A 23,670-nucleotide genomic window follows, 5' to 3' on the forward strand; every position below is an offset into this window, starting at 1 on the left:
TTAAATTTACGTTATATCTAGCTTGGGAACGACTGAAGGAAATGTACGTTGCTGCCGTTGCGAGAGCAAATCATTTTTTTCAGTGAAATTTGATGGGGCGCTGTGTCTGAGCGAAAAGCACTTTTAACTTAGTTTCCGCCAGAAACAATGCTCTAGAAATCAGTGTTTCTTCATCCTATCAATCTATAGCAATCCTGAGTGAGTTGTGAAGTAGGGAGGATTGTGAAGAAGTGGGGAGTGGGGAGTGGGGTGTTGCTCCCGTTTTGATTTCTTACTCCCTACTCCCTACCCCCCACTCTTTCTAATGTTTACGACTCAAATAGGATCGCTATATTTGATCAATGTCCAATCTCCAACACCTAACACCCCAGACCTAAAAAAATCGAGCCAGTCCCAACAGAAGAAAAGGACTGGCTCTACTCTAATTATCGCAGAGATTTTATTCTTCTGCTTTCTTTGCCGCAGGTTTCGCCGCAGGTTTTGCACCAGCCGCAGGAGCCGCCGCCGCTTTCTTCGCGGGTGGCTCAACTTCTTCGAGTTCGCTCAATGAGAAGTTGTTGGTGTTGACACCGCCCGATTGACCGCTGTAGCCCGTGTAGTTGACCTTCTCAAACCGCACAATCACCGGATATTTGATGCCGCTTTGGTCGATCGAGGCAACCGTACCGACATCACGATACCAGTAGGACTCTTTCCGCAGAATGCGAACTTTTGAACCACGTTGAACCATGATTGTTCTCTTCCTTTTGTTCTGAAAATTAACGAACCCGGATCGATGCAAAAGACAGATGATGCCGCGTCAATTTTCCCCAATTTACTACGGGAGTTGAACCGGAATGCGATCGCTGTTACGAGTTGAAACATTCTGAAATAAATCAGCCCAAGGTCACATCCAAAAACAGCATCAACACAAATCCAATCATCACTCCCAGAGTTGCTTGCTTTTCAGTTCCCAAGCTGTGCGACTCTGGGATAATTTCATCGCTAATTACAAACAGCATCGCTCCCGCCGCAAATGCCATTCCCCAAGGAAGTACGATCGATGCAACTGAAACGACTCCTGCTCCAATTACGCCGCCGATCGGTTCTGCAAGTCCCGTCAATAGTGCCACTCCAAACACATTCCGTCTGCGATATCCCTGGGCTAAAAGTGCGATCGCGACGACCAATCCTTCTGGAAAATTCTGCAATCCAATTCCAACAGTCAGAGCAATCCCATTTGCAACATCGCCACCCCCGAATCCAACTCCAACCGCCAAGCCTTCAGGAAAATTGTGCAGCGTAATCGCAATCACAAACAGCCACACTTGCCGCAATCGACTTGCATTCGATCCTTCTGCGCCTTTGATGAAATGTTCGTGCGGAAAATAGCGGTTTGCAAGCCAAAGAAACGCGCCACCGAGCAGAATACCAAGAACCACGATCGACGCAGCCGAAAGCTGATTTTGTGTCAGTTTCTCCGCCGCTTCAATCCCTGGAATCACTAGAGAAAAAGAAGTTGCCGCCAACATCACACCTGCTCCAAATCCAAGCAGCGCTCCTTGAGTTTGCGGCGTAATTTCTTTGATGAAAAAGATCGGGAGTGCGCCTGCTCCAGTCGCCAATCCCGCAACTAAACTACCCGCCAAGCCTAACAGCGTGACATTATCCGCCATAAGTTCGACCTCGCCAGCTTTTCGGCTTTCGAGTAGACGATAAGAAAATCCGGAACACTGCCGCCGGATCAGCTAACGGCGAGAACCAGAACAGCCAAGCGCCTTTTGCAGAAGAGCGATCGTAGGATTGCAATACCGCTGCATTCAATCCAATTCGCATCGCCACCAATGCACCATTCAATCCCAGTGCGATCAGTGCAGGTAACGTGGTATTTCCAAATCCAACAATCCAAGCGCTAAAAATCAGCAACGGTAACGGTAACGCTTGCACCAAGATCAAAAATATCAAATCGCCCCAAACTTGAGCAGAAGTAGCTGCATCTTTAAGATCAAGCGATCGACCCCATTCATTCCAAGTTTCCGCCATGCCTTCGTACATTCTGACTTTGAGAATGTTCGCCCCGTCGAGAAATCCGACTTTCGCACCCGTCGCGGCAATATTGCGAACCAAAGTGACATCATCACAGAATGAGCCTTTCGCGCTCGTATATCCGCCAACTTTTTCGAGTATCGATCGACGACAAAAGAAACATTGCCCATTCGCCATTACTCGTTCCGCCGAACTTCCGATTTCTCCCGCTGCTCCAAATCGATACACCAGAGTCATCAATAAAGCAGGCTGAAGCCAAAATTCGCCCGGATATTTGAGAATAAATCTCGGTGATAGCGTGATCAAGTCATAGCCTTCAGTCGTCGCAGTTTCGAGCAAGCTACAGACTAAACTCGGATGCGGAATCGTATCGGCATCCATTCCCAGAATCCACTCGCTATCTGGAGAACTGGCTAGAAATCCGTTATGCAATGCCCACGGACGACCGACCCAATCTGAAGGCAGCGGATCATCATTCATCAATCGAAATCTTGGATCAGTCTCTTGTGCAGCTTTGACGAGTTCCGGGGTTTTATCCGTCGATCGACTATCCACGATCGTAATTTCCCGCACCTCATAGGTTTGGCGAGTTAGCCCTTCAAGACACGGAGAAATGCGATCGGCTTCATTCAACGTTGGAACAACCACACTCACCGCCCCAAAGAACGCAGTCTTGGGCAACTGAGGCTGAAGGGGAGGACGACGCACCGCACCTTTAAGCAATCGTGATAGTAAAATTGCCGCTGCTGGAATCTGAATAACCAGCAACCCAAAGAAAAAGATATCCTGAAATGCAAAAGCCTGGGAATCGATTAACCCCAGGCAACTCGTCATGAAGTTCGTCAAGCCTCTAACCCCTTGTGTGATTGATCAAAAAGGGGCGATCGATACTCGATCGCCCCTACTCTCTTATTTCTGAGAAATCCCGACCGAAACGGTAGGAACATCGCGCGCAACCGAACCGGACAAAGAAGACTCCATCCCTTGACTGGATTTGCTCATCCACCAAAGTCCGATCGCTGGCACAACACCCAACACAACGCTCATGCAAGTCGGAATCAAATACCGCGCATCCAATTCCGTCACCGTGATAATCGCCCCAAACGCAAAGTTAATCAGATAAACCACCAAAGGCACTGTCAACTGAGCGCGAGTCAGATTTAACGGCTTGCTTCCCCAGAACAACGAAGCCACAAACATAAACAGCGCTCCAGTTCCGAGCCAGCCACTTACGTTCCGATACGGCATTCCAAAGAACTCACCCACTTCACCAAACTCCCAGAACGGGTATGGAGCCTGACTCATCGCCGGATCGAGAACGAAATCCCAAGCCGTCAAAAGAACTGATCCCAGCGCGATCGCACCCATTAACCGCGCCCAAACTGGCAACTTCAAACTTTCCAATCCGGTTCGTGCCAGCACATAACAGCACAACCCCACATAAAACCACGACAGCGGAATCGTAAACGGCACAAGACCTGCGATCTTATAGCCCAATCCGCTCAAATATCCATAAGCCCCGAATGGGAAGCCCGTACTCGTTCCGAGCAGTTCACTCCCCAAAGACAAAATCACCGCAGGCAACATAAACGTGAGCCAGTGCCTTATTCCGAGCGTGCGGTAAGCATAAAGAGCCACCGTGATTGCGCCCAAAAGAATATACCCCACCCCACCATTTGCCATGCTCCAGCCGAATGCAGTTTGCCCGATCGTGGGAAGAGCCGCGATAAATTCTGGATTAGGCAGCACCAGCAATAATCCTGCTAATCCAAAAGCCAGCGCCAAAGAATGTCCCGTCAAACACAGGCGCTCCACAGTAACCAGATGCTTCATACCGTTTCCTCAGAAAATATGGCACTCAATTTTTGCCTGACTATACAGTTTACAAATCTTGAGGGTCATTCTGGCGTTTTCAACGATGCTTTTTTAAGATTTACGCGAAAATTGCCGTTTTTTACTTCGATATCATTTTTTACTCCGATATCATTTTTTACTCCGATATCAAATGGTGTTTGAGAAGTAGTCGTTGATCGCATTCACCCGCCCGGAAATAAATCTCCGGGCTGATCGGGGAAGCCCACTAAACTGGGCTAAGAACTCCGAATTGCGCTCCTAGCCCGCTTCAGCGGGGTTTCCTCCATTAGCCCGGAGATTCATTTCCGGGCGGACTGGCAACGCAGCAAAGCCGCTTTCCATACTTCTCAAACGCCCTCTAAAACAGCCCGATCGAGCCAAATTTTCCTGAATAGCTCTATCTTAGGGTGGAAGATCAAGAGACTTCCGATTTTTCTTTTGACCATTCATTTTCACCGTTTCCGCTTCCCTGCTATGATCCCCTCAATCTCGTCACAATCGGACTGAATGGCTCAGATTAACAGTGCGTTCACGCTCTTTATGAGTTTGATGGTCGAGGCAATGCCCTTTTTGCTCCTTGGGGTGTTGTTCTCTGGCTTGCTGCAATTTTTTGTCGATGAACGAAAGCTAGTGGCAATTTTGCCCAAGAATGCGTTCCTCGGTGCGTTTGTCGGGAGTTGTATCGGGTTTCTGTTTCCGGTGTGTGAATGCGGAAATGTCCCGGTTGCACGTCGATTGATGCTGCAAGGTGCGCCTACTTCGGTGGCGATCGGCTTTTTATTAGCGGCTCCGACGATTAATCCGATCGTATTTTGGGCGACCTGGACAGCGTTTCGTGATCAGCCCGAAATTGTGTTTTTTCGCATCGGCTTTTCGCTGGTGATTGCAACGATTATTGGCTGGGTGTTTAGCGTTCAGAAAGATGTCCGCCCGTTGGTTCAAAACAGTGTTTCTGCCTATCTTTCTCGCAAACAGGAAGCGCCCAAATCTTCGGCTTCTCCGTTACTACAGTCGGGAACTTACTTTCTCGGACAATCGACAAAACCGCTGATTACTGACCCGATCGAGCTTCAAGCCGCAATGGGTGGAGTCATTACGAAACCGATTGATTATCGGCTGAGAATGTTGCTCGAAAACACGATTCAGGAAACACGGGAATTGGGCGGAGTCTTGGTGATGGGAAGTGCGATCGCGGCAATTCTCCAAGTCTTTGTTCCAAGAGAAGTGATTCTTGGCTTAGGTCAGGATAATGTCACCTCGATTTTGGCGATGTTGCTACTGGCAGCAGTCGTTTCGATTTGTTCTACTGTTGATTCATTTTTCGCGCTGTCATTTGCATCGACTTTCACAAGCGGGTCATTAATCGCGTTTCTCGTGTTTGGTCCGATGATCGATCTCAAAGGTGTGGGATTGATGTTGTCGGTGTTTAAATGGAGAGCGATTCTGTACATCTTCGGATTGGCAGGTCTATTAACGTTCTTGTTCTGTTTGTTCGTGAATTTGTATATCAGTTGATAATGTCTAGAATTCCTTGGCGTGTTGTATCTCCGTGGCTGGATCTGTTAGCAATGACAGCTTGGGGATTGGTTATTCTGAAGTTTTGGCTGACGAATGAACTCTTTTTGCTGATCCATCCGAACTACAAGATTTTGACGATCGCGGCAGGGTTCGTATTGCTGATTATTAGCGGCATCAAAGGCTTTTGGATTTGGAAAGCGAGTCGAAATGCGCGACCTGTCACAAGCGATTTGCCGCACATTACGCTGTTTCCACCTGGATGGAGCAGTGCTTTATTGCTGGTAGTCGCGATCGCAGGTTTAGTCATTACGCCGCGTCCATTTGCAAGTCAGACCGCTATCGATCGAGGCGTGAATGATTCGATTACGCTGACACGAGTTAGACCGCAGACGTTTCGCGCTTCGGCTCGGACTGAAGATAAGAGTTTGATTGATTGGATTCGGACGCTTCAGGTGTATCCGGAACCCGATGCGTACACCGGACAAAAGGCGAAATTGCAAGGATTCGTAGTCGTCACTCCAGAAATTCCAGAACAGTACTTCTTGCTGACTCGGTTTGTAATTACGTGCTGTGCAGCGGATGTGTACCCGGTGAGACTGCCTGTGAAATTAACTCAGGGAACGAGAGCCGATTACAAGGTCGATTCTTGGCTGGAAGTCGAAGGGCAAATGATCACGGAAACGCTGGCAGGGAAGCGACAATTAGTGGTTCAGGCGAATTCACTGAAGCCGATTCCAGAGCCGAAGAATCCTTACGACTACTAATGTGAAGAGTTCGTGAGATATTGGCATCGATCGCGAAAAATTGCCACTTTTGTCTGAGTCGCCCGTCAGGGCTGGAAGAGTATGGTAAGACGATACCCCTGCTGCTTCTATGATGAGACTCTATTCCCGCATCCGCCAGATTCTCCAGCGATCGACGTTTTACCTTGTATTTCTGTTGTCGATCGCGAGTGTGACTTTTCTAAGTACGATTTCTCCCGCTCAATTACCGATCGCTCAAAAAATGGAAATCCAGCCGCCGCTCTCGACTCGTGGAGCAGATATCATCGATGCAAAACAGCGATCGATCTTATTACGGGGCGTAAATTGGTTTGGAATGGAGACGGAAACTCAAGCTCCACATGGACTTTGGGCAAGAGATTACAAAGAAATGCTCTCTCAGATCAAAAGTCTGGGATACAACGTAATTCGGTTGCCCTATTCGGTTCAAGCGCTTCGAGGCAATGAAATCAGCGGCGTGAATTTCGAGATTGGCAGTAATCGAGAATTGCAGGGAAAAAAGCCGATCGAGGTCATGGATGCCGTGATCCAAGAAGCGGGACGGCAAGGATTAATGATTCTGCTTGATAATCATCGATTGAACAATCAGCGAATCCCTGAACTTTGGTATGGCGATGGATTTACTGAGGAAGACTGGATCGGAACCTGGACGATGTTGGCGGAACGATACAAAAATCAGCCGAATGTGATCGGAGCCGATTTGAAGAACGAGCCGCATGGACGGGCGAGTTGGGGAACAGGCGATCGAGCAACCGATTGGAGACTTGCAGCAGAACGCGCAGGAGAAGCGATCTTAAAAATAAATCCGAACTGGTTGATCGTTGTTGAAGGGGTTGAATCGAATGTGCCAGGTCAACAACTGAAACGGCATTGGATGGGTGGAAATCTTGAAGGTGTGAAGCGGTTTCCAGTGAGATTGTCGATCAAAAATCGCGTCGTTTACTCCCCGCACGAATATGGGCAAGGTGTCTATAATCAGCCTTGGTTTAGCGCGATCGACTTTCCGCGAAATCTCAGCACTCGTTGGGAAAAAGGCTTCTTCTACATCGCACGACAAAAGATTGCGCCGATTTTTGTCGGGGAATTTGGTGGGCGGCAGGTCGATGAAAACTCTAATGAAGGACGTTGGCAGCGTCGATTCGTTCAGTATCTCAGCGAGAATCAGTTGGGATTTGCCTACTGGAGTTGGAATCCCAACAGCGGTGATACTGGAGGAATTTTGCTGGATGATTGGATTGCAATTGACCAACCTAAACAAGAATTGCTCAATCAGTTGTTACCCGCTCAGACCATGCAGGCAACGCGGTAGAGGAAACCTGGCGAATGAATTCGCGGCTAGACAGACAAAGTGTACGCAGTTACACTAACAGCCATCAACCAAAATTAGTCCGCTTAGGGCGGACTTCGTTTGTATAGCCCCGAATTCTATTCGGATTAGGGCGGACTTCGTTTGTATAGCCCCGAATTCTATTCGGAGGGCATTCGCAAGACGATCGATTTATGCCACTGGCAATTGCAAAATGATCGATCTACTCTAATGACATCCGCAAGCTTATTCCACTTCACCCGGTTCGAGAATGCGCTGGAACAGATAGCCCGTTCCACGAGCCGTGAGAATCAATTCTGGATTGCTTGGATCATCTTCAAGTTTGGCGCGGAGTCGGGAAATGTGAACATCTACCACGCGAGTATCCACATGACGCTCCGGAGTGTAGCCCCACACTTCTTGAAGAATCTCCGATCGAGAAAATGGCTCTCCCGATCGACTCACCAACAATTCGAGCAAGCTAAATTCCATTCCAGTCAACCGAATCCGCTCGTCGCCTTTATAGACTTGGCGCTTATTCGTATCGATGCGGATACTGTTGATGTGAATCACACCAGAGCTTGGAATTCCGGTCACACCCGTTTTATCAACGCGGCGCAGAACCGATCGAATTCGTGCTTCGAGTTCTTTCGGAGAGAACGGTTTCACGACATAATCATCGGCTCCGAGTTCGAGTCCAGTGATACGATCGGCAACATCGCCCAGCGCCGTCAGCATAATAATCGGCACATCCGACTCTTTGCGAAGTTCTTGACAAACTCCGTAACCATCGAGTTTCGGCATCATCACATCAAGAACCACCAGATCTGGATCGGCATTGCGGAAAGTGTCGAGGGCTTCTTCACCGTCTGCTGCTGTCACCACATCGTACCCGATCATTGAGAGACGAGTTTCTAGAATGCGGCGAATGCTGGCTTCATCGTCAACAACCAGAATCTTTTCTTTATGACTTTCCACGATTTGTAATGCTCCTTGAAGTCAAATCCGTAGTCGTTAATTTTTTCAACTTTTATTATGGAGATAGTAGCTCACTTTTTAATTCTCAGGCTACCAAAACCTGATTATGGCTGAGCTTCAGGCTTTCTTAAGCTTTACGAAAGTTAACAGACAACTTATTTCTTAATTTTTGCGAATGCCCAAAGTACGATCGACGTTTGTTTGTAATGAGTGCGGGGCGGAATTTTCTCAACATTTCGGTCGCTGTCCGTCTTGTTCGACGTGGAATTCCCTGGAAGAACAAGTGTCGCGTCCGGCTACACCCCCCGCTGCTGCTATGGCTCAGGTCACACGGTTACGCGGTACAAAAAGCCGAACTTCGGATGCTCCTGCAAGACCGATCGCGTCAATGAAATTGAACGAGATTTCGGATCAAGCTCAAGATCGGTTAGCTTCGGGATATGTAGAACTCGATCGCGTTTTGGGTGGCGGAATCGTACCCGGATCACTCGTTCTGATTGGGGGCGATCCAGGGATTGGTAAATCAACGCTGCTGCTCCAGACCGCGAATCGGTTGGCGACTCGATATCGAACGCTGTATGTGTGTGCGGAAGAATCAGGACGACAGGTAAAGTTACGGGCACAGCGGCTCGGAGTCGGAAAGCAGGCGAACACCGAGGAAACGGAACTCTTAGAGCACTCTGAAGAAGAGGGCAGTCTTCATCTGTTGCCAGAGATTGATCTGGATACGATTTTGACTGAGTTGGAAGCGCTCAAGCCCAGAGTCGCAATTATCGATAGTATTCAGGCGTTGTATTACAGTGCACTCACTTCGGCTCCTGGATCGGTTTCACAGGTGCGAGAATGTACTTCGGTTCTGATGCAAGTGGCGAAACGGCAGAATATTACGCTGTTCATTGTCGGGCACGTCACCAAAGAAGGCGCGATCGCTGGTCCAAAAGTGCTCGAACACTTGGTCGATACGGTGCTGTATTTTGAAGGCGATCGATTCGCCAGCCATCGATTATTACGATCGGTAAAAAACCGTTTCGGTGCAACTCACGAGATCGGCGTATTTGAGATGGTCGATCAAGGTTTGCAAGAAGTTCTCAACCCGTCAGAACTGTTCTTAGGCAGCCGAGAAGAAGCATCTTCGGGAACAGCAACGATCGTCGCTTGTGAGGGAACTCGTCCGATTGTGGTTGAATTGCAAGCCTTGGTAAGCGCAACCAGTTACAGTTCGCCACGTCGATCGACAACTGGAATCGAGCACAACCGACTTTTACAAATTCTGGCAGTGCTAGAGAAACGAGTCGGAATTCCGTTATCAAAGCTCGATGCCTATGTCGCGTCATCAGGTGGCTTGAGTGTGGGTGAACCTGCGGCGGATTTAGGAGTCGCGGTGGCGGTGGCGGCGAGTTTTCGCGATCGTATCGTTGATCCTTACACCGTCCTGATCGGAGAAGTCGGTTTAGGTGGACAAGTTCGACCTGTTTCTCAAACCGAATTGCGATTGAAAGAAGCGGCGAAACTTGGGTTTAAGAAAGCGATCGTGCCTAAAGGTGCGAGTTACGGTGATGTGGGAATGGAAGTGATTCCAGTTGCACGAGTGTTAGATGCGATTAGTGTGGCGCTGGCAGGAAGTCGAGCAAGACCGACCGAAGAACACGAAGAGGAATAAGTGCGATCGTGAGTTAAAAGCTGTATGCAGTCTCTGAAGCGATTTGTTTGGAGGCTGCTTTTTCCATATCAGACTAAAATTTAGCTAGAGAGTACAGAAATCTATGGCGCAAGCAACGTTAAATCAAATTTTGAATCAGCTAGACACGCTTGAGCCAGAAGAACTAGAGCAACTAACTCAAGCCATTCATCAACGCCTGTCCGAGCAGAAAAAGGAAAAGACCAATCAGCAAGTCGCTGACCTTATTCCAGCAAATCAAGATTGTCCAGCCTGGTCGCCCTATGATGCTTTTGAAGCCGCAGAAATTATGCTGAAAGCACTACAGGACGCGAATACTCAAGAAGAATCTTTTTGGCTCCAATCAACTCAAAGCTCCCTAGACGCAATTTGGGACAACGAAGAAGATGATATCTATGCTCAGCTCCTTGAAACAGGAGAGCAGACGAATGGCTGAGTTTTCATCCCATTGGATTGCTCACAAAATGCTTAAATGGGTGAAGCCAATTTTGCCGTAATCATCGTGACTGAGACTAAGCCTAAACGTTCACTTGCAGGCATCGCTGGAATTGTCGCGATCGCAACCCTACTCAGCAAAGTTGCCGGACTGCTTCGAGAACAATTGATCGCCTTTGCCTTTGGAGTGGGAGTGGTAAGAGCGGCTTACGATACTTCTACAATTCTTCCAAGCTTCTTCTTAATTCTGCTGGGTGGCATCAATGGACCGTTTCACAGTGCGATGGTGAGCGCATTGGCAAAACGCAGGAAAGAAGAATCTGCACCGCTGGTTGAAGCGATTTCGACGTTAATTGGCAGCATTTTCTTAGTTGTCGCGATCGTCGTTTTCGTTTTCGCACCGTTTTTTATCGATTTATTAGCAAGTGGCTTGCGGCAGGCTCCTCCAGGTCTAGATCCAGTAGAAATCGCCACTCGTTTACAAACTAGAGAAATCGCGATTCAACAGTTGCGGATCATGGCTCCGATCGCTTGGTTTGCAGGCATGATCGGAATTGGATTTGGTGCGTTAAATGCAGCCGATCAGTATTGGTTGCCTTCAATCAGTCCATTGATTTCTAGCGTGACATTGCTTGTTGGATTGGGAGTTTTTCTGCTGACTTCAGGAACACCTGCAACGAATCCGAACTATGCAATTACGGGTGGAATTGTTTTAGCGGCTGCAACGCTCTTAGGAACGTTCTTTCAATGGATCGTTCAGTTTTGGGCACAGCGGCAATCTGGATTGGGTCGGTTTCGCGTGCGGTTTGTTTGGAATGATCCAGGCGTTCAAGAAGTGTTTCGGGTGATGGGTCCAGCTTTGTTTTCGTCTGGAATGCTGCAAATTAACGTGGTGACAGATTTAACGTTTGCATCATTACTACCGAATGCGGTGGAAGCGATTCCGAGTTTGACTTACGCGAATTTTCTAGTCCAAACGCCGTTGGGAATTCTCTCGAATATGATCCTCGTGCCGTTTTTACCTATATTTTCTAGATTGACTGATCCTGGACAGGTGGATCAGTTGAAAGCCCGAATTCGGCAGGGCATGTTGATTACTGCGATCGCAATGTTGCCCTTAAGTGCATTAATCATTTCATTAGCTACGCCGATCGTTCGAGTTGTTTATGAACGTGGAGCATTCAATCCTGAAGCGACTCAATTAGTTGCCTCTGTATTGATGGCTTACGCAGTTGGAATGTTTGTTTATCTCGGTCGCGATGTTTTGGTGCGAGTGTTTTACGCGCTTGGAGATGGTGACACTCCTTTCAAAATTAGTATAGTTAATATCTTCCTCAATGCGTTCTTTGACTTTCTGTTTTACAGACCGTTTGGCATTGTTGGAATTGTTTTAGCAACCGTGAGCGTTAATATTTTTTCAGTATTGGCGTTATTGTATTTCTTGAATCGTAGATTAAATGGATTGCCGTTACTTGAATGGAGCTATCCGATCGGTGGACTGACAGCAAGTAGCATTCTGGCTGGAACTGCAAGTTGGTTTATTTCCAATGCGATCGCAAATCTTTCCGGTCTAAACGGCTTTTTTCTTGCACTTGCACAAATGACGATCGCAGGCTCGATCGGGCTTGGAATCTTCGTGCTCCTAGCAAATCAGCTAAAATTACCAGAAGTAGACCAGTTTAGCGATCGTATTCTCCAACGCTTCCGCCGATGAAACCTTACACTGTGATTTATGACGGGCACTGTAATCTGTGCTCGAATCTCGTTCAACTTCTCGAAAACATTGACAAAGGCGAACGTTTCCAATATCTGCCGATGCAAGATGAGACGGGATTAGCGCAATTCGGCGTTACGGCTCAAGATTGCGAGATGGGAATGATTTTAATTGACAATGCGAAACCCGATCGTAGATGGCAAGGTAGTGAGGCGGCTGAGGAAATCGGTAAGCTACTCCCAGTAGGAAATGTCTTCGTCACCGCTTATCGGAATTTGCCGGGGATGAAATGGGTGGGCGATCGTGTGTATGAGCAAGTTCGCGACAATCGGTATGCGTTGTTTGGTCGTCGATCGAGTACCTATCAAACCGCTTATCCTGCCTGTGATAGTTCTTGTGAGCAATATTTCTCCAAACAGACTGATTGATTAGAAAATTTTGGCTCTAAGTTACACTGAGGCTAATCTTGCAGCAGCATGGGGCGTTAATTGTGTTGAATGGGATAAAGCAACGGGCAGTGGTTGGTAAGGATGGAAAGATTGAGATTCAAAATTCGGAATTTGCAGAAGGGACTGTGGTTGAAGTGATTGTTTTGGTTGAACAAGATCAGACCGAAATGGATGAAACGGAGTATCTTCTCTCCACTAAAGCGAATCGCGATCAATTGATGTCTGCGATTCAAACTCTTAAAACAAAAACTGACCTGATCACTTTCACGCCAGAGGAATGGAATGAGGAATATAACATTCCTTCCTGAAGCGTTTGAACAATTCAACAACTGGGCAGCACAGGATAAGAAAATTCATCGCAAGATTATCACGCTGATCAATGACATTTTACGTGAACCTTTTACAGGGCTTGGTAAGCCCGAACCTCTCAAATATGAACTGAATGGATATTGGTCGCGCCGAATTACAGATGAACATCGGCTAGTTTACGAAGTGACGGACACGCAAATCATTATTCTGAGTTGTCAGTTTCACTAGGCTAACTAATACGATAGGTATGGTAAGCAGGTCACGAATTTATGCGCTCTGATTGGCAAATTCAAAACGCTCAGCAATTGATTAGTAGTTTCTATCATTGGACAGGGAAAACGCTAATCGAAACACCTGAAGCATTGTTTGAAGCTCCGTTTGTAGTGGTTTCACATGGAACGGAACCAGATCCAGTTTTTAACTATGGCAATCGACAAGCGTTAACGCTGTGGGAAATGGACTGGGAAACGTTTACGCGAACACCGTCGAGATTGTCAGCGGAACCGATTAGTCAAGAAGAGCGATCGCGTCTTTTAACAGAAGCGAGCACGAAAGGCTATATCAGCGATTATCGTGGCATTCGGATTTCTAGCACCGGAAAACGATTTTGGATTGAAGATGTCATTCTCTGGACGGTGTTAGATGAACTGGGGCAGCCTTGTGGACAGGCGGCAACCTTCGCAAGTTGGACATTTATTTGACGATCGAGAAGGATCTGTTACTCTTGGGTAGTTCAGTCTACCGAAGGAGTAAACCATGCCGAATGTGACCCTTCACGCTTTCAACTGGCGCTACACAGACATTCTCGAAAACCTGGAATCGATTCGTGAGGCTGGATACGGTGCAATCTTGATTCCGCCACCGCTGTATTCTGACCCAAAAGGCGATCAATGGTGGCAACGCTATCAACCCAAAGACTATCGAGTGCTACTGTCTCATCTCGGTGGCAAGCGCGATCTGGAACGATTGATTGAAGCCTGTCACGGTGGAAGTTCCAGAATTCAAGTCTATGCAGATCTCGTGATCAATCACATGGCAAATGAAGCCAGAGACGATCGCTTTAATTTTCCCGGTGAAGCTGAACTGGCAAGATACAAAGCTGAACCTGCATTGTTTGAAGAGAATCGATTGTATGGCGATTTGAGTGAAGGACTCTTTTCGCCGTGGGACTTCAATCAAGCAGGAGAAATCGAAGGCGGCGAATGGAGCGATCGAGGAGCCGTTCAATACCAAAATCTCTCAGGACTGCCCGACCTCAAAGATTCAGACTGGGTGCTGAAACAACAGCATTTAATGGTGCAAGCTCTAGTCGAAATGGGATTTGATGGATTCCGAATTGATGCCATCAAACATATAACCGAGCGCATGATCGATAGTCTTGCGGACACTGCGGGGTTTCGAGAATTGTTTTGGTTTGGCGAAGTTTTGACTGGAAGCGATCAAGACGAAGCAATTTTCCTCGATCCTTTCCTGCGCGAAACTTGGATGTCCGCTTACGATTTTCCCTTATTCCAAACGATTCGAGAAGCTTTCAGCTTGGGTGGCTCACTCCGATCGCTCTCGAATCCAGAATCTCAAAAGAATGCCCTTCCCTGGAATCGAGCCGTTACATTTGTTGTGAATCACGATATTCCGCATAATGACGGCTTTCGATCGTGGTTGCTCGATTCCCAAGACGAACATTTAGCCTATGCGTATATGCTGGGTCGCGATGGTGGAGTGCCATTAATCTATTCCGATCACAACGAATCAAAACATTCAGCAGATCGCGATCGCTGGCTTGATGTCTACAAGCGTCCCGATCTCGTTTCGATGATTCAATTCCACAACGCCGTACACGGACTACCGATGCAGGTTCTATTCGAGAGCGATGTCTTGCTCGTCTTCCGACGTGGCGAAAAAGGCATCGTAGCGATCAACAAAAGTGGTGAAAATCAGTGGGCAGAATTCAGCACATGGGGCTTAAATAATCCAGGAAAATACCGCGATCTGATTCATCCGCATGAGATTAATTTATCTGGAAACACCTTCTCTCTCTGGGTTCCGCCCCGCACCGCTCAAATGTGGTTAGCCACTTCTTGAAAACGAGATAAAATTGCCTCTGACTCCGTATGTAATTCGTAAAGCTGATGGGACGTATCTTTATCTCTGCCGGACATGGAAGCCGTGTCAATGGAATCACCGATCCGGGGGCGGTTGTTGCCGGAACCACCGAAGCGAGAGAAATGATTCTCACCCGCGATCTCGTGGTCACAGAACTACGATCGAGGGGTGTTGAAGTCCTATCAGTGCCCGACAATCTCAATGCGACTCAAGCGATTAGCTGGATCAATTCCCGCGCCCGTCCCGATGATGTCGCTCTCGAAATTCGAGCGGATGCGTTTACGAATCCTGCGGTCAGAGGCGCAACAGTTTACTTTATTGCCAATAACGATCAGCGTCGTCGCAATGCAGAACAGTTACTGCTGGCTCTGATTCGTCGCGTTCCCCAGTTGCCCAGTCGAGGCGCTAGACCCGATACGGATACTGGGCTTGGAAGTTTACCGTTTACGCGCCAAATTGTTTGCGGCTCGCTCTTGATGACCGTGGGATTTCTAACGAATCCAGACGATCGCTTTATTATTCAAAATCAGCGTCGAGATGTGGCACTCGGAATTGCAGATGGATTAGTTGCTTGGGTGCGTGGAACTGCTTTACCGCCCGTTCCAAACAATCCGGTTTACCCCGAAATCAATATCAACATCAACGGGCAAGTCTACGGCGAGAAAGGCATTTTAGTAAATGGCAACGCTTATATTCCGATCGATTTAACCGATCGATTAGGACTCGATTTATCCAAACAGCCGAATATCCGCCGACTCAATTACCGCCAAGTGGTATTTATCAAAGCGGTCGATTTGCGAGACTATACGATCGCAGTCGGTTGGGATGCTCAGACGCGAACAGTGTTACTCCGATCGATTCTAAAAGTCTGCCCAGGAGCGCTCGATCGGATTATGGGCAACGGCAATACAACCTCTGTCCAGTTGATCATGTTCCTCAAGAGCAACAACGAGGCAGCATTATCCCAGTTTCCGCAGATTGCAGATTTGTACCGACAAGAAGGCTCGATCGAAGGTGTGAACTACGATATTGCCTTTAGCCAAATGCTGCTCGAAACGAACTATCTCAGATTTGGCGGCGAGATTCAAGCCTCCCAAAACAACTTTGCGGGATTAGGGGATGTCGGCGGCGGACCGCAAGGCGCAAGTTTTCCGAATGCTCAGATTGGAGTGAGAGCGCATATCCAATTACTGAAAGCGTATGCCAGTACAGAACCCTTAGTGCAAGAAGTGGTCGCGCCTCGATTTCGATTTGTGACACGGGGAATTGCGCCGCTCGTGGAGCAACTCAGTGGGCGATGGTCAGCCGATCCGCAATATGGAACGAAGATTACAGCAATTCTGCGGCGTTATTACGAAATGGCGCAAATTTTGTGAAGCTGAAAATCGCTGCGGTTTCTAACCACAGAGAATTACCTCGAACTCTGGCTCACTACAAACTCTCTAAATATTCCAGCAAATCCGCCATCTCTTGCGGACTCGGCTGGAATTTTGGCATCGGAGGCGTTTGTCCGCTGATCACCTGCTCGATTAGCCGAACGCTAGATTTCCGACTTGAAACATTTTTCAAACTCGGTCCCACTTTGCCATCTGCCATGATTCCATGACAACCTGCACAATTAATCTGAAAAATCGCATGACCTTGCACTGAGTCCCCTTGAAGCGACAAAACTTCTTGCACATAGGGATCAGCGCGATGGAATTGAGTAGCGCCGACAATTGACAGCACGATCGCAAAAGAAACAATTAGCACGATCGTGAGTAATTTTTGGAGCGACCCTTCAGATTTAACAAGCTGCTGGTTCAAAAGAGGATTCTATGAAAGGACTGTAAAATTTGTTCATTCATATACTAAACAGACTTTAACAAATTTCGGGAACTCCTGCCGAAGTAAATTCTGCAATTTTGCCTAAGAAGTTCTTGTATTTCAACGTCTTGCCCGTCTTGCTCGACTGGGAAGCGACAAGAACGGCTAAGATATTAGATAACGATACCTTCATGATTTAAGTTTCAAAATCTTACAAACCGAGGAGATTCAATCATGGTCGAACCCATTTTGCTAGGCATTGTCCTAGGTCTTGTGCCCGTTACTTTAGCAGGTCTGTTTGTTGCTGCTTACACCCAATACCGTCGCGGCAACCAATTGAACCTCTAAGTTTCTCAACCGACGAACTGCCCCAGAGAGTGTCTTTCTGGGGTTATTTTTTTGCGTCAATGTCATACAGAAGACAAACGAGGCGATTAGATTTGCAACAAAAGCATGAGGAATAAAAGATGGTGGATTTTTCACTCCGATCGCTGATTCGCGACGCGCTTCGTACCGTGTATCACAACGCCGATTGGATGGGCTGGAATTTATTTTTAGCGATCGTTCCTTTAGTCCTGAGTGTGTTCCTCTTCCGCCGCCTGCAATTCGGAAATTCGACGGTGACTTCAAGCCCGATCGAACATCGTCATCGTTCTCCGTTCTGGTGGATTGGTGTGGCAACCTTCGTCGCGTTCCTGCCCAATGCACCCTACATTCTGACGGATATCATTCATTTTGTGCGCTGGGTACGTGAAGGGGCATCAGCTTGGACAGTAGGGTTAGTCTATGTTCCGTTGTTTTTCCTGTTCCTCTCCGCTGGATTTGAAGCGTATGTGATGTCACTTCTGAATATAGGACATTACTTGAAGCAGCGAGGATTGAAAAGATACGTTTTTGCGACTGAATTAACGTTGCATGGACTGAGTGCGATCGGGATTTATCTCGGTCGTTTTTTACGTTTCAACAGTTGGAATTTGCTCACGCATTGGAACGATGTTGTAGGCAGGGTATTTGAAGGCTTGTTTACCAAAGATTCGCTTTTGACGATCGCGATTACATTTTTAATTCTTACAGTACTTTATGCGCTCTTAAAACCCGTTCATTTCGCGCTTTCCGACTACTGGAGATTTCGCCCGAAGAACCGACAAGATTTCGTAATTCCGAATTCCTAATCTGTAGTTAGATCCAGTGATGGATTTACTACGATGATGAGCATTCGAGCGATTGCTTTAGTGGGTTTAGGAGTATTGGGACTTGCGCCTTTACCTGTTCAAGCCGAACAAATCAAAAGAACAGAACAGCAAGGAACTGTCAAAGCTGAATTGTCGTATGAGAAGGTTCTAAGAGACGGCATTCCACAAACAGAAAATGTCCGATTGCGAATTCTGAGAGAGGGGCGATTGGTTTTTGATCAAGCACCTACTATGAATGAATACGATCGACCCCTGATCGAGTTTCAGGACGATCGCGGTTTTGTTGTTCGCGATTTGAACGGTGACAAAGATTCTGAAGTGATTGCAGATATGTTCACGGGTGGAGCGCATTGCTGTCGATATTCGCTGATTTATCAATACGATCGCGATCGCCAGAGATACAGTGAGACGCACATGAAATGGGGGAATTTGGGCTATCAACTGCGGGATCTCGATCGAGATGGCAAGTTAGAGTTTTACAGTGCTGACGATCGATTTGCCTATGCCTTCACAAGCTATGCTGCTTCAGCGTTTCCGATCCAGATTTGGCGCTTTAAGGATGGCGAAATGAGCGATATCACTCGCCAATATCCCAAAGAAATCTACGCTGATGCGTATCGACTCTGGCAGCTTTATCAGAAAATCCGAACCGAAGAAGACGCTGAAGTGAAGGGCGTTCTGGCGGCGTATTTAGCGGATAAATATCTGCTGGGTCAGCAAGAAGACGGCTGGAATCGGTTACGAGTGGTTTATCAGGAAAGCGATCGAGAAGCGTTTTTCGGCAGTCTGCGAAAATTCTTGAAAGAGACGGGTTACGCAAATTAAGGCAACAGTTCAAAATCCGCTACTGGGATGACTGTTTCCATGTCCATCCTTGAGTGGTGAGATTGTGGTGCAGGATTTCTTCAGATTGTGTGGCAAGATCTGGCGATCCGGCAAAAAGCCCAATTAAAGGATCTTTTCCAGTTTCTTTCGACTGAGTTTTTATGTCTCTAGTGCTTTGCATTTGTTGAATGTGTTCGATCAGTTGCGATCGCGCTTCGGCTGTGAGTTGAGCAATGCCGCTCAAAACCTGCTGAAATAGAGGACTCATGCGGGTTCTCCATGAGGGTTAATTTGATTGTAATTTGGAGAGTATTGCGATCGCCCATTCACAATCAAAAATATGAAACTCTTAGACGTTGTTGCACTTACCAAAGATCTACCAGAACAGAGCCTTTACCAAGGACAAGTTGGGACGATCGTTGAGGTTTATGATCCTGAAAACTTTGAGGTCGAATTCGTTGATCTTCAAGGAAAAACTTATGCCGTAGAAACTTTGAATGTGAATCAAGTGATACAGCTTCACTATCAGCCGATTTCTTAATCGACAAAATAACCCCAAACCCAAAGCAGCATTCTTCAATCCGCGCAAAGTTCCTAAGTTTTCCCTGCTCGATGCTCAACCATTGCCTCGGCTGTTAGGTTTGGTGATGAATTTGGCGATCGAGCAAGAAGCTCATCAGTTGTTCAGGTTACTGGCAGATTTAGCCAGTTGCCTACTTCGTTTGCAAGCCACTTCACATCTGCTTCTGATACGACACCAACTTCATCTGATGAAATTCTATATTTCTGCTGGTCTGTCCAAATTATAAGTTCAGGATTAGTTACGTCAATCTCACGACCATCCGTTCGTTCAATTATCCTCGTCGAGCGCCCTGTAAGCTCCACCTTATAGATCGCTGATGTTGGACTGGGAGGTTGATACTTGGACGACCAAGGTGTTTCATGCACTACATAAATTTGAAGTTGATCAATATGAAGTCGCGTAGATTCAAAAAAAGCATGGAGTAAACCTCTTATGGAGCCTTTGAAGAGATACAGAAACGGAAGTGAAAACATTACAATTTGCAGCTTATCTTCCCAGTACGCCCAATACAAAAGAAAGGCAAACATAAGAACAGGGAAACCGGTAATCAAGACCAAGACAATAAAGATCATGACACCAGAAGGAGGGATCGTGATTTCCAAAACGTCAGGGTTGACGGTTAGCAGGACTCTGCTAACCTCTGGCTTTTTAGGCAAATGTGACATTTTTTAAGAAGCAGACAGATTTTTAGTCATGGTCTAGAAAGAAATGTAATTCCTTGATCTTCCCTCAAACTACCCAATAAAAAATGCTCCCCTAGAAACCAGAGAAGCATTTTTCAATTTAGTAAGCGTCTTGCAGTTCGTAGAAGTCGTGGGAGATGTAATCCTTGCGGAGTGGGTAGCCTACCCAGTCTTCCGGCATCAGCAAGCGTTTCAAGTTCGGGTGTCCTTCAAACACAATCCCGTACATATCAAAAGTTTCTCGCTCCTGCCAGTCTGCGCCTTTCCAAATCCAGAACACAGACGGCACTCTCGGATCTTCACGCGGCAAGTACACTTTCAACCGCACTTCATCCGGTCGATCGGCGTTGTCGGACAATTTGATCAGGTGATAGAAACTCACCAACTGATCACCAGGACCCAAATCATAGCCGCCCTGACACTGAAGACAGTTAAATCCATTTGCATGAAGCGCGGTCGAAAAGGGGATCAGCAACTCCGGCTCGACTTTGATGATCTCGACTCCACTGGCATCAACGCCCATGAATTCGTGATCAAAACCGTTTTGGGTGAGCCACTTCGAGGTTTTGCCCGCTTCAACGATCGTTGTTTCGGTCGCTTGTTTTTCTTCAGCCACGATCGACGTTCTCCTTTTCCGCTTCCAAAACCGCAGGCACTTCGAGACCCAATGCTGCCGCGAGTTCACGGGGTGGAGCAATCCGGGTTTCAGCTTGCAGATACTTACCATCGTGAACCAATGGTGCAGGCTGCATATTGTGCGTTGTGCTGTAGTAGCGGTGGGTTTGCAGCAGTTGACCGCGTTCTTGAATCGATTCGTTTGAGATCTTCTTGCGGAGCTTGATGATCGCATCGACGATCGCTTCAGGGCGAGGCGGGCAACCCGGCAGATAAATATCGACCGGAATCAGTTTATCCACGCCGCGCACCGCAGTGGTCGAATCCACGCTGAACATTCCGCCAGTAATGGTGCAAGCACCCATCGCGATCACATATTTCGGTTCGGGCATTTGCTCGTAGAGACGCACCAAAGCCGGAGCCATTTTCATCGTGATCGTACCTGCGGTGATGATCAGATCAGCCTGACGAGGAGACGATCGAGGAACGAGTCCAAAGCGATCGAAGTCAAACCGAGAACCAATTAACGCCGCAAATTCGATAAAGCAGCAAGCCGTTCCAAAGAGAAGGGGCCAAAGACTCGATAATCTTGCCCAGTTGTACAAGTCGTCAACCGTCGTCAAAATGACGTTTTCAGATAATTCTTGCGTCACACCCGGACGCTCGATCGGATTGATAATCGCACTGCCGTTAACAGCAGGTGCTTCTGGATTCATGACCATTCCAAAGCTCCTTTGCGCCAAGCGTAGACCAGACCGACAACTAGAATTGCAATAAAGATCAGGGCTTCAATAAACGCCAGCAATCCGAGACGGTTGAAGGCGACAGCCCAAGGGTACAGAAACACCGTTTCTACATCAAAGATCACGAACACGAGCGCGAACATGTAGTAGCGAATGTTGAACTGAATCCATGCACCCCCGATCGGTTCCATCCCCGATTCATAAGTGGTACGGCGTTCAGGTCCTCGACGGCTAGGGCGAACTAGCTTAGAAGCCAGGAGTGCCAGAACCGGAACCAAACTGCAAATCAGCAGGAAGCCTAAAAGATATTCATAGCCGCTTAGGACATACACAGGTATTCGCCGCCTCTCGTTCTACAAAAATGGACTGGTTACGTTTGCTTCACACTCATTATTATAGTGCGCTGCAATTTATCATGGTGCGCTGAAAGACTTACCAAATCAAGGATTACTTACAATTGGTTCTAAATCGAAGCCATTGAGCAAAATCTATCGAGATTTGGCACAGTTCTGAGAAAAGTATATGTCGATCGATGAAATTATTAGACGTTTGAGAAGGATCTCATAATGTCATAATAATTAACGAACACTTTAAGGTTTGGGTCACTCCCTGACATTTTGCCATGAGTACCGAAGCTGTCGATCCCCAAGAAAATGCGGTGGAAACTGAGGTTAAGCCGCTCGATCCGAAAGATCTCGATCGTCATGAATGTGCAGCTTGTGGGTATACCTACGAGCCAACCAAAGGCGACGATCGCAATGGTATTGCCGCTGGAGTTGCGTTTGAGGATTTGCCGCTGATCTGGAAATGCCCAGTGTGCAGCGCTCCGAAAAAGCGATTTCAGAATGTCGGACCGCTGAATGCCCCCTCTGGATTTAAGCAAAATCTGAGTTATGGGTTCGGGGTGAACACGATGACCCCAGGGCAAAAGAACCTTCTGATTTTTGGCGGACTGATTTTAGGATTTATTTTCTTCTTAAGTCTTTACGGTTTGCAGTAGTGCAACGGAATTGAACCCTTTATTTACTGAGATCAAGTGCGATGTATCGGATTTTGAGAGCCTGGAAACAGTTTGTGATTTTGTTGGCGGTTGTCTTCCTGGCGACTGGCTGTAAGGGGTTTTTGCCCGCTGTTGCAAATAATCCGTGGCAGGTGGTTGAGCTACCTGTTGAGGAGAATATGCTCGACATCGGCTTTGCGGATCAGCAACACGGCTGGATGGTCGGAACGAATTCGGCGCTGCTCGAAACCACGAATGGCGGTAAGACCTGGCAACAGAAAGTTTTAGATCTGGGTGAACAGAAGTATCGTCTCACTTCCGTGAATTTCTCAGGAAATGATGGTTGGATTGCGGGTCAGCCTTCGATTCTCTTGCACACTGATGATGGTGGAAAGTCTTGGGCGCGGTTGCCGTTGAGCACCAAGCTCCCTGGATCGCCAGAGAAGATTGTTGCGATCGGGGATGATCAAGCGGAGATGACGACCGATGTGGGTGCAATTTATCGCACGACTGACGGTGGGAAGAATTGGAAAGCGCTAGTGTCTGAAGCGTTTGGGGTGATGCGGAGTATCGATCGGACTTCTGATGGCAAGTACATCGCCGTTTCTTCTACCGGGAACTTCTTCTCAACTTGGGAACCAGGTCAAAACGTTTGGCAGCCTTTCAACCGCAACAGTTCGCGCAAGCTGCAAAACATGGGATTTGCTCCTGATGGTCATTTGTGGATGTTAGCGAGAGGGGGACAAATTCAGTTCACCGCTTCAGACAGTCCCGAAGATTGGTTAGATCCTCAAAATCCTGAGTTCTCAACGAGTTGGGGACTGTTAGATTTGGCGTATCGCACCCCTGAAGAACTTTGGGTTGTGGGTGGAAGCGGCAATCTATTGGCGAGTTTTGATGGCGGTAAAACTTGGCAGAAAGACCGCGATGTTGAGAACATTCCAGCGAACCTTTACAGGATTGTTTTTCTTGACTCGAAGACTGGGTTCATCATGGGTCAGCGCGGGACTTTATTGAAGTACGAACCCACACAGACCGCTTAATTTCAGAGTACGGGGGATCAATTTTCAA

30 protein-coding genes are annotated in these 23,670 nt (G+C 47.4%); 18 read left to right on the forward strand and 12 right to left on the reverse strand.

Annotated features, from left to right (window positions below; all coding sequences use genetic code 11):
* Positions 1 to 439: 439 nt before the first annotated feature.
* The 4 genes from ACQ4M5_RS05745 to cruF form a co-directional block, all read right to left on the reverse strand.
* Positions 440 to 730: a photosystem I reaction center subunit IV gene (locus ACQ4M5_RS05745; RefSeq protein WP_430674656.1), complete on the reverse strand. Its 291-nt coding sequence runs from the start codon at positions 728 to 730 to the stop codon at positions 440 to 442.
* A gap of 145 nt (positions 731 to 875) precedes the next feature.
* A complete protein-coding gene (locus tag ACQ4M5_RS05750; protein ID WP_430674657.1) occupies positions 876 to 1,655 on the reverse strand; it encodes a ZIP family metal transporter in 780 nt (259 codons plus the stop codon).
* A complete protein-coding gene (cruG, locus tag ACQ4M5_RS05755; RefSeq protein WP_430674658.1) occupies positions 1,645 to 2,859 on the reverse strand; it encodes a 2'-O-glycosyltransferase CruG in 1,215 nt (404 codons plus the stop codon). The genes ACQ4M5_RS05750 and cruG overlap by 11 nt, the downstream gene beginning before the upstream one ends.
* Before the next feature lie 75 nt (positions 2,860 to 2,934).
* Complete coding sequence (cruF, locus tag ACQ4M5_RS05760; RefSeq protein WP_430674660.1) at positions 2,935 to 3,858, reverse strand: gamma-carotene 1'-hydroxylase CruF; 924 nt, start codon at positions 3,856 to 3,858, stop codon at positions 2,935 to 2,937.
* Between the two features lie 528 nt (positions 3,859 to 4,386).
* Here cruF and ACQ4M5_RS05765 point away from each other — a divergent pair.
* From ACQ4M5_RS05765 to ACQ4M5_RS05775, 3 genes are all read left to right on the forward strand, one after another.
* Positions 4,387 to 5,394, forward strand: coding sequence for a permease (locus ACQ4M5_RS05765; RefSeq protein ID WP_430674661.1), 1,008 nt, complete (start codon positions 4,387 to 4,389; stop codon positions 5,392 to 5,394).
* A gap of 2 nt (positions 5,395 to 5,396) precedes the next feature.
* Positions 5,397 to 6,161, forward strand: coding sequence for a TIGR03943 family putative permease subunit (locus ACQ4M5_RS05770; RefSeq protein WP_430674662.1), 765 nt, complete (start codon positions 5,397 to 5,399; stop codon positions 6,159 to 6,161).
* Between the two features lie 109 nt (positions 6,162 to 6,270).
* Positions 6,271 to 7,488, forward strand: coding sequence for a glycoside hydrolase family 5 protein (locus ACQ4M5_RS05775; protein WP_430674663.1), 1,218 nt, complete (start codon positions 6,271 to 6,273; stop codon positions 7,486 to 7,488).
* 243 nt (positions 7,489 to 7,731) lie between these two features.
* Here ACQ4M5_RS05775 and rpaB read toward each other — a convergent pair whose 3' ends face one another.
* Positions 7,732 to 8,463, reverse strand: coding sequence for a response regulator transcription factor RpaB (gene rpaB / locus ACQ4M5_RS05780; protein WP_058997053.1), 732 nt, complete (start codon positions 8,461 to 8,463; stop codon positions 7,732 to 7,734).
* Between the two features lie 175 nt (positions 8,464 to 8,638).
* Here rpaB and radA point away from each other — a divergent pair, with 175 nt between their 5' ends.
* From radA to tftA, 9 genes are all read left to right on the forward strand, one after another.
* Positions 8,639 to 10,123 carry a DNA repair protein RadA gene (gene radA, locus ACQ4M5_RS05785; protein ID WP_430674664.1) on the forward strand — a complete coding sequence of 495 codons (1,485 nt, stop codon included), beginning with the start codon at positions 8,639 to 8,641 and terminating at the stop codon, positions 10,121 to 10,123.
* Positions 10,124 to 10,226: 103 nt separating this feature from the next.
* On the forward strand, positions 10,227 to 10,577 hold the full coding sequence (locus ACQ4M5_RS05790) for a hypothetical protein (RefSeq protein WP_430674665.1): 351 nt from the start codon (positions 10,227 to 10,229) through the stop codon (positions 10,575 to 10,577).
* Between the two features lie 36 nt (positions 10,578 to 10,613).
* Positions 10,614 to 12,290 (forward strand): murein biosynthesis integral membrane protein MurJ, encoded by a 1,677-nt coding sequence (gene murJ, locus ACQ4M5_RS05795; protein WP_430674666.1) that lies wholly within the window; start codon positions 10,614 to 10,616, stop codon positions 12,288 to 12,290.
* On the forward strand, positions 12,287 to 12,718 hold the full coding sequence (locus ACQ4M5_RS05800; RefSeq protein WP_430674667.1) for a thiol-disulfide oxidoreductase DCC family protein: 432 nt from the start codon (positions 12,287 to 12,289) through the stop codon (positions 12,716 to 12,718). Before murJ ends, ACQ4M5_RS05800 begins: the two co-directional genes overlap by 4 nt.
* Before the next feature lie 38 nt (positions 12,719 to 12,756).
* On the forward strand, positions 12,757 to 13,047 hold the full coding sequence (locus tag ACQ4M5_RS05805) for a hypothetical protein (protein WP_430674668.1): 291 nt from the start codon (positions 12,757 to 12,759) through the stop codon (positions 13,045 to 13,047).
* Complete coding sequence (locus ACQ4M5_RS05810; RefSeq protein ID WP_430674670.1) at positions 13,022 to 13,276, forward strand: Txe/YoeB family addiction module toxin; 255 nt, start codon at positions 13,022 to 13,024, stop codon at positions 13,274 to 13,276. Before ACQ4M5_RS05805 ends, ACQ4M5_RS05810 begins: the two co-directional genes overlap by 26 nt.
* Positions 13,277 to 13,317: 41 nt before the next feature.
* Complete coding sequence (locus ACQ4M5_RS05815) at positions 13,318 to 13,749, forward strand: MEKHLA domain-containing protein (RefSeq protein WP_430674671.1); 432 nt, start codon at positions 13,318 to 13,320, stop codon at positions 13,747 to 13,749.
* Between the two features lie 55 nt (positions 13,750 to 13,804).
* Positions 13,805 to 15,130 (forward strand): alpha-amylase family glycosyl hydrolase, encoded by a 1,326-nt coding sequence (locus ACQ4M5_RS05820; protein ID WP_430674672.1) that lies wholly within the window; start codon positions 13,805 to 13,807, stop codon positions 15,128 to 15,130.
* Positions 15,131 to 15,177: 47 nt separating this feature from the next.
* Positions 15,178 to 16,527: a hormogonium tapered terminus morphoprotein TftA gene (tftA, locus tag ACQ4M5_RS05825; protein WP_430674673.1), complete on the forward strand. Its 1,350-nt coding sequence runs from the start codon at positions 15,178 to 15,180 to the stop codon at positions 16,525 to 16,527.
* Between the two features lie 55 nt (positions 16,528 to 16,582).
* On the opposite strand, the gene ACQ4M5_RS05830 is transcribed toward tftA, so the two are convergent.
* Both ACQ4M5_RS05830 and ACQ4M5_RS05835 read right to left on the reverse strand, forming a co-directional pair.
* Positions 16,583 to 16,957, reverse strand: coding sequence for a c-type cytochrome (locus ACQ4M5_RS05830; protein WP_430674674.1), 375 nt, complete (start codon positions 16,955 to 16,957; stop codon positions 16,583 to 16,585).
* Positions 16,958 to 17,012: 55 nt separating this feature from the next.
* A complete protein-coding gene (locus ACQ4M5_RS05835) occupies positions 17,013 to 17,150 on the reverse strand; it encodes a hypothetical protein (protein WP_430674675.1) in 138 nt (45 codons plus the stop codon).
* A 41-nt stretch (positions 17,151 to 17,191) separates the two neighbouring features.
* Here ACQ4M5_RS05835 and petG point away from each other — a divergent pair, with 41 nt between their 5' ends.
* From petG to ACQ4M5_RS05850, 3 genes are all read left to right on the forward strand, one after another.
* The gene (gene petG, locus ACQ4M5_RS05840) at positions 17,192 to 17,305 is read left to right on the forward strand and encodes a cytochrome b6-f complex subunit V (protein WP_017286270.1); all 114 of its coding nucleotides are present in this window, start codon (positions 17,192 to 17,194) and stop codon (positions 17,303 to 17,305) included.
* A 119-nt stretch (positions 17,306 to 17,424) separates the two neighbouring features.
* Positions 17,425 to 18,129 (forward strand): DUF1361 domain-containing protein, encoded by a 705-nt coding sequence (locus tag ACQ4M5_RS05845; RefSeq protein WP_430674676.1) that lies wholly within the window; start codon positions 17,425 to 17,427, stop codon positions 18,127 to 18,129.
* A 33-nt stretch (positions 18,130 to 18,162) separates the two neighbouring features.
* Positions 18,163 to 18,975, forward strand: a complete 813-nt coding sequence (locus ACQ4M5_RS05850; RefSeq protein WP_430674677.1) for a hypothetical protein — start codon at positions 18,163 to 18,165, stop codon at positions 18,973 to 18,975.
* A 19-nt stretch (positions 18,976 to 18,994) separates the two neighbouring features.
* On the opposite strand, the gene ACQ4M5_RS05855 is transcribed toward ACQ4M5_RS05850, so the two are convergent.
* Positions 18,995 to 19,243, reverse strand: coding sequence for a hypothetical protein (locus ACQ4M5_RS05855; RefSeq protein ID WP_430674678.1), 249 nt, complete (start codon positions 19,241 to 19,243; stop codon positions 18,995 to 18,997).
* A gap of 72 nt (positions 19,244 to 19,315) precedes the next feature.
* Between ACQ4M5_RS05855 and ACQ4M5_RS05860 the strand changes: the two genes are divergently transcribed.
* Positions 19,316 to 19,516 (forward strand): DUF4926 domain-containing protein, encoded by a 201-nt coding sequence (locus ACQ4M5_RS05860; protein WP_430674679.1) that lies wholly within the window; start codon positions 19,316 to 19,318, stop codon positions 19,514 to 19,516.
* A 143-nt stretch (positions 19,517 to 19,659) separates the two neighbouring features.
* Here ACQ4M5_RS05860 and ACQ4M5_RS05865 read toward each other — a convergent pair whose 3' ends face one another.
* From ACQ4M5_RS05865 to ndhC, 4 genes are all read right to left on the reverse strand, one after another.
* The gene (locus ACQ4M5_RS05865; RefSeq protein WP_430674680.1) at positions 19,660 to 20,160 is read right to left on the reverse strand and encodes a hypothetical protein; all 501 of its coding nucleotides are present in this window, start codon (positions 20,158 to 20,160) and stop codon (positions 19,660 to 19,662) included.
* Between the two features lie 181 nt (positions 20,161 to 20,341).
* Positions 20,342 to 20,857 carry an NAD(P)H-quinone oxidoreductase subunit J gene (locus ACQ4M5_RS05870; RefSeq protein WP_430674681.1) on the reverse strand — a complete coding sequence of 172 codons (516 nt, stop codon included), beginning with the start codon at positions 20,855 to 20,857 and terminating at the stop codon, positions 20,342 to 20,344.
* Complete coding sequence (locus tag ACQ4M5_RS05875; protein WP_430674682.1) at positions 20,850 to 21,578, reverse strand: NADH dehydrogenase subunit K; 729 nt, start codon at positions 21,576 to 21,578, stop codon at positions 20,850 to 20,852. Before ACQ4M5_RS05875 ends, ACQ4M5_RS05870 begins: the two co-directional genes overlap by 8 nt.
* Positions 21,569 to 21,931 carry a photosynthetic/respiratory NAD(P)H-quinone oxidoreductase subunit C gene (ndhC, locus tag ACQ4M5_RS05880; RefSeq protein WP_068387027.1) on the reverse strand — a complete coding sequence of 121 codons (363 nt, stop codon included), beginning with the start codon at positions 21,929 to 21,931 and terminating at the stop codon, positions 21,569 to 21,571. The genes ACQ4M5_RS05875 and ndhC overlap by 10 nt, the downstream gene beginning before the upstream one ends.
* A gap of 290 nt (positions 21,932 to 22,221) precedes the next feature.
* On the opposite strand from ndhC, the gene ACQ4M5_RS05885 reads away from it, so the two are divergent.
* Positions 22,222 to 22,599, forward strand: a complete 378-nt coding sequence (locus ACQ4M5_RS05885; RefSeq protein ID WP_430674683.1) for a rubredoxin — start codon at positions 22,222 to 22,224, stop codon at positions 22,597 to 22,599.
* A 41-nt stretch (positions 22,600 to 22,640) separates the two neighbouring features.
* The gene (locus ACQ4M5_RS05890; RefSeq protein ID WP_430674684.1) at positions 22,641 to 23,642 is read left to right on the forward strand and encodes a photosynthesis system II assembly factor Ycf48; all 1,002 of its coding nucleotides are present in this window, start codon (positions 22,641 to 22,643) and stop codon (positions 23,640 to 23,642) included.
* Positions 23,643 to 23,670: the final 28 nt, after the last annotated feature.

It is taken from the genome of Leptolyngbya sp. AN10 (genome assembly GCF_050565645.1).
Taxonomy (GTDB): Bacteria; Cyanobacteriota; Cyanobacteriia; order Leptolyngbyales; family Leptolyngbyaceae; genus Leptolyngbya.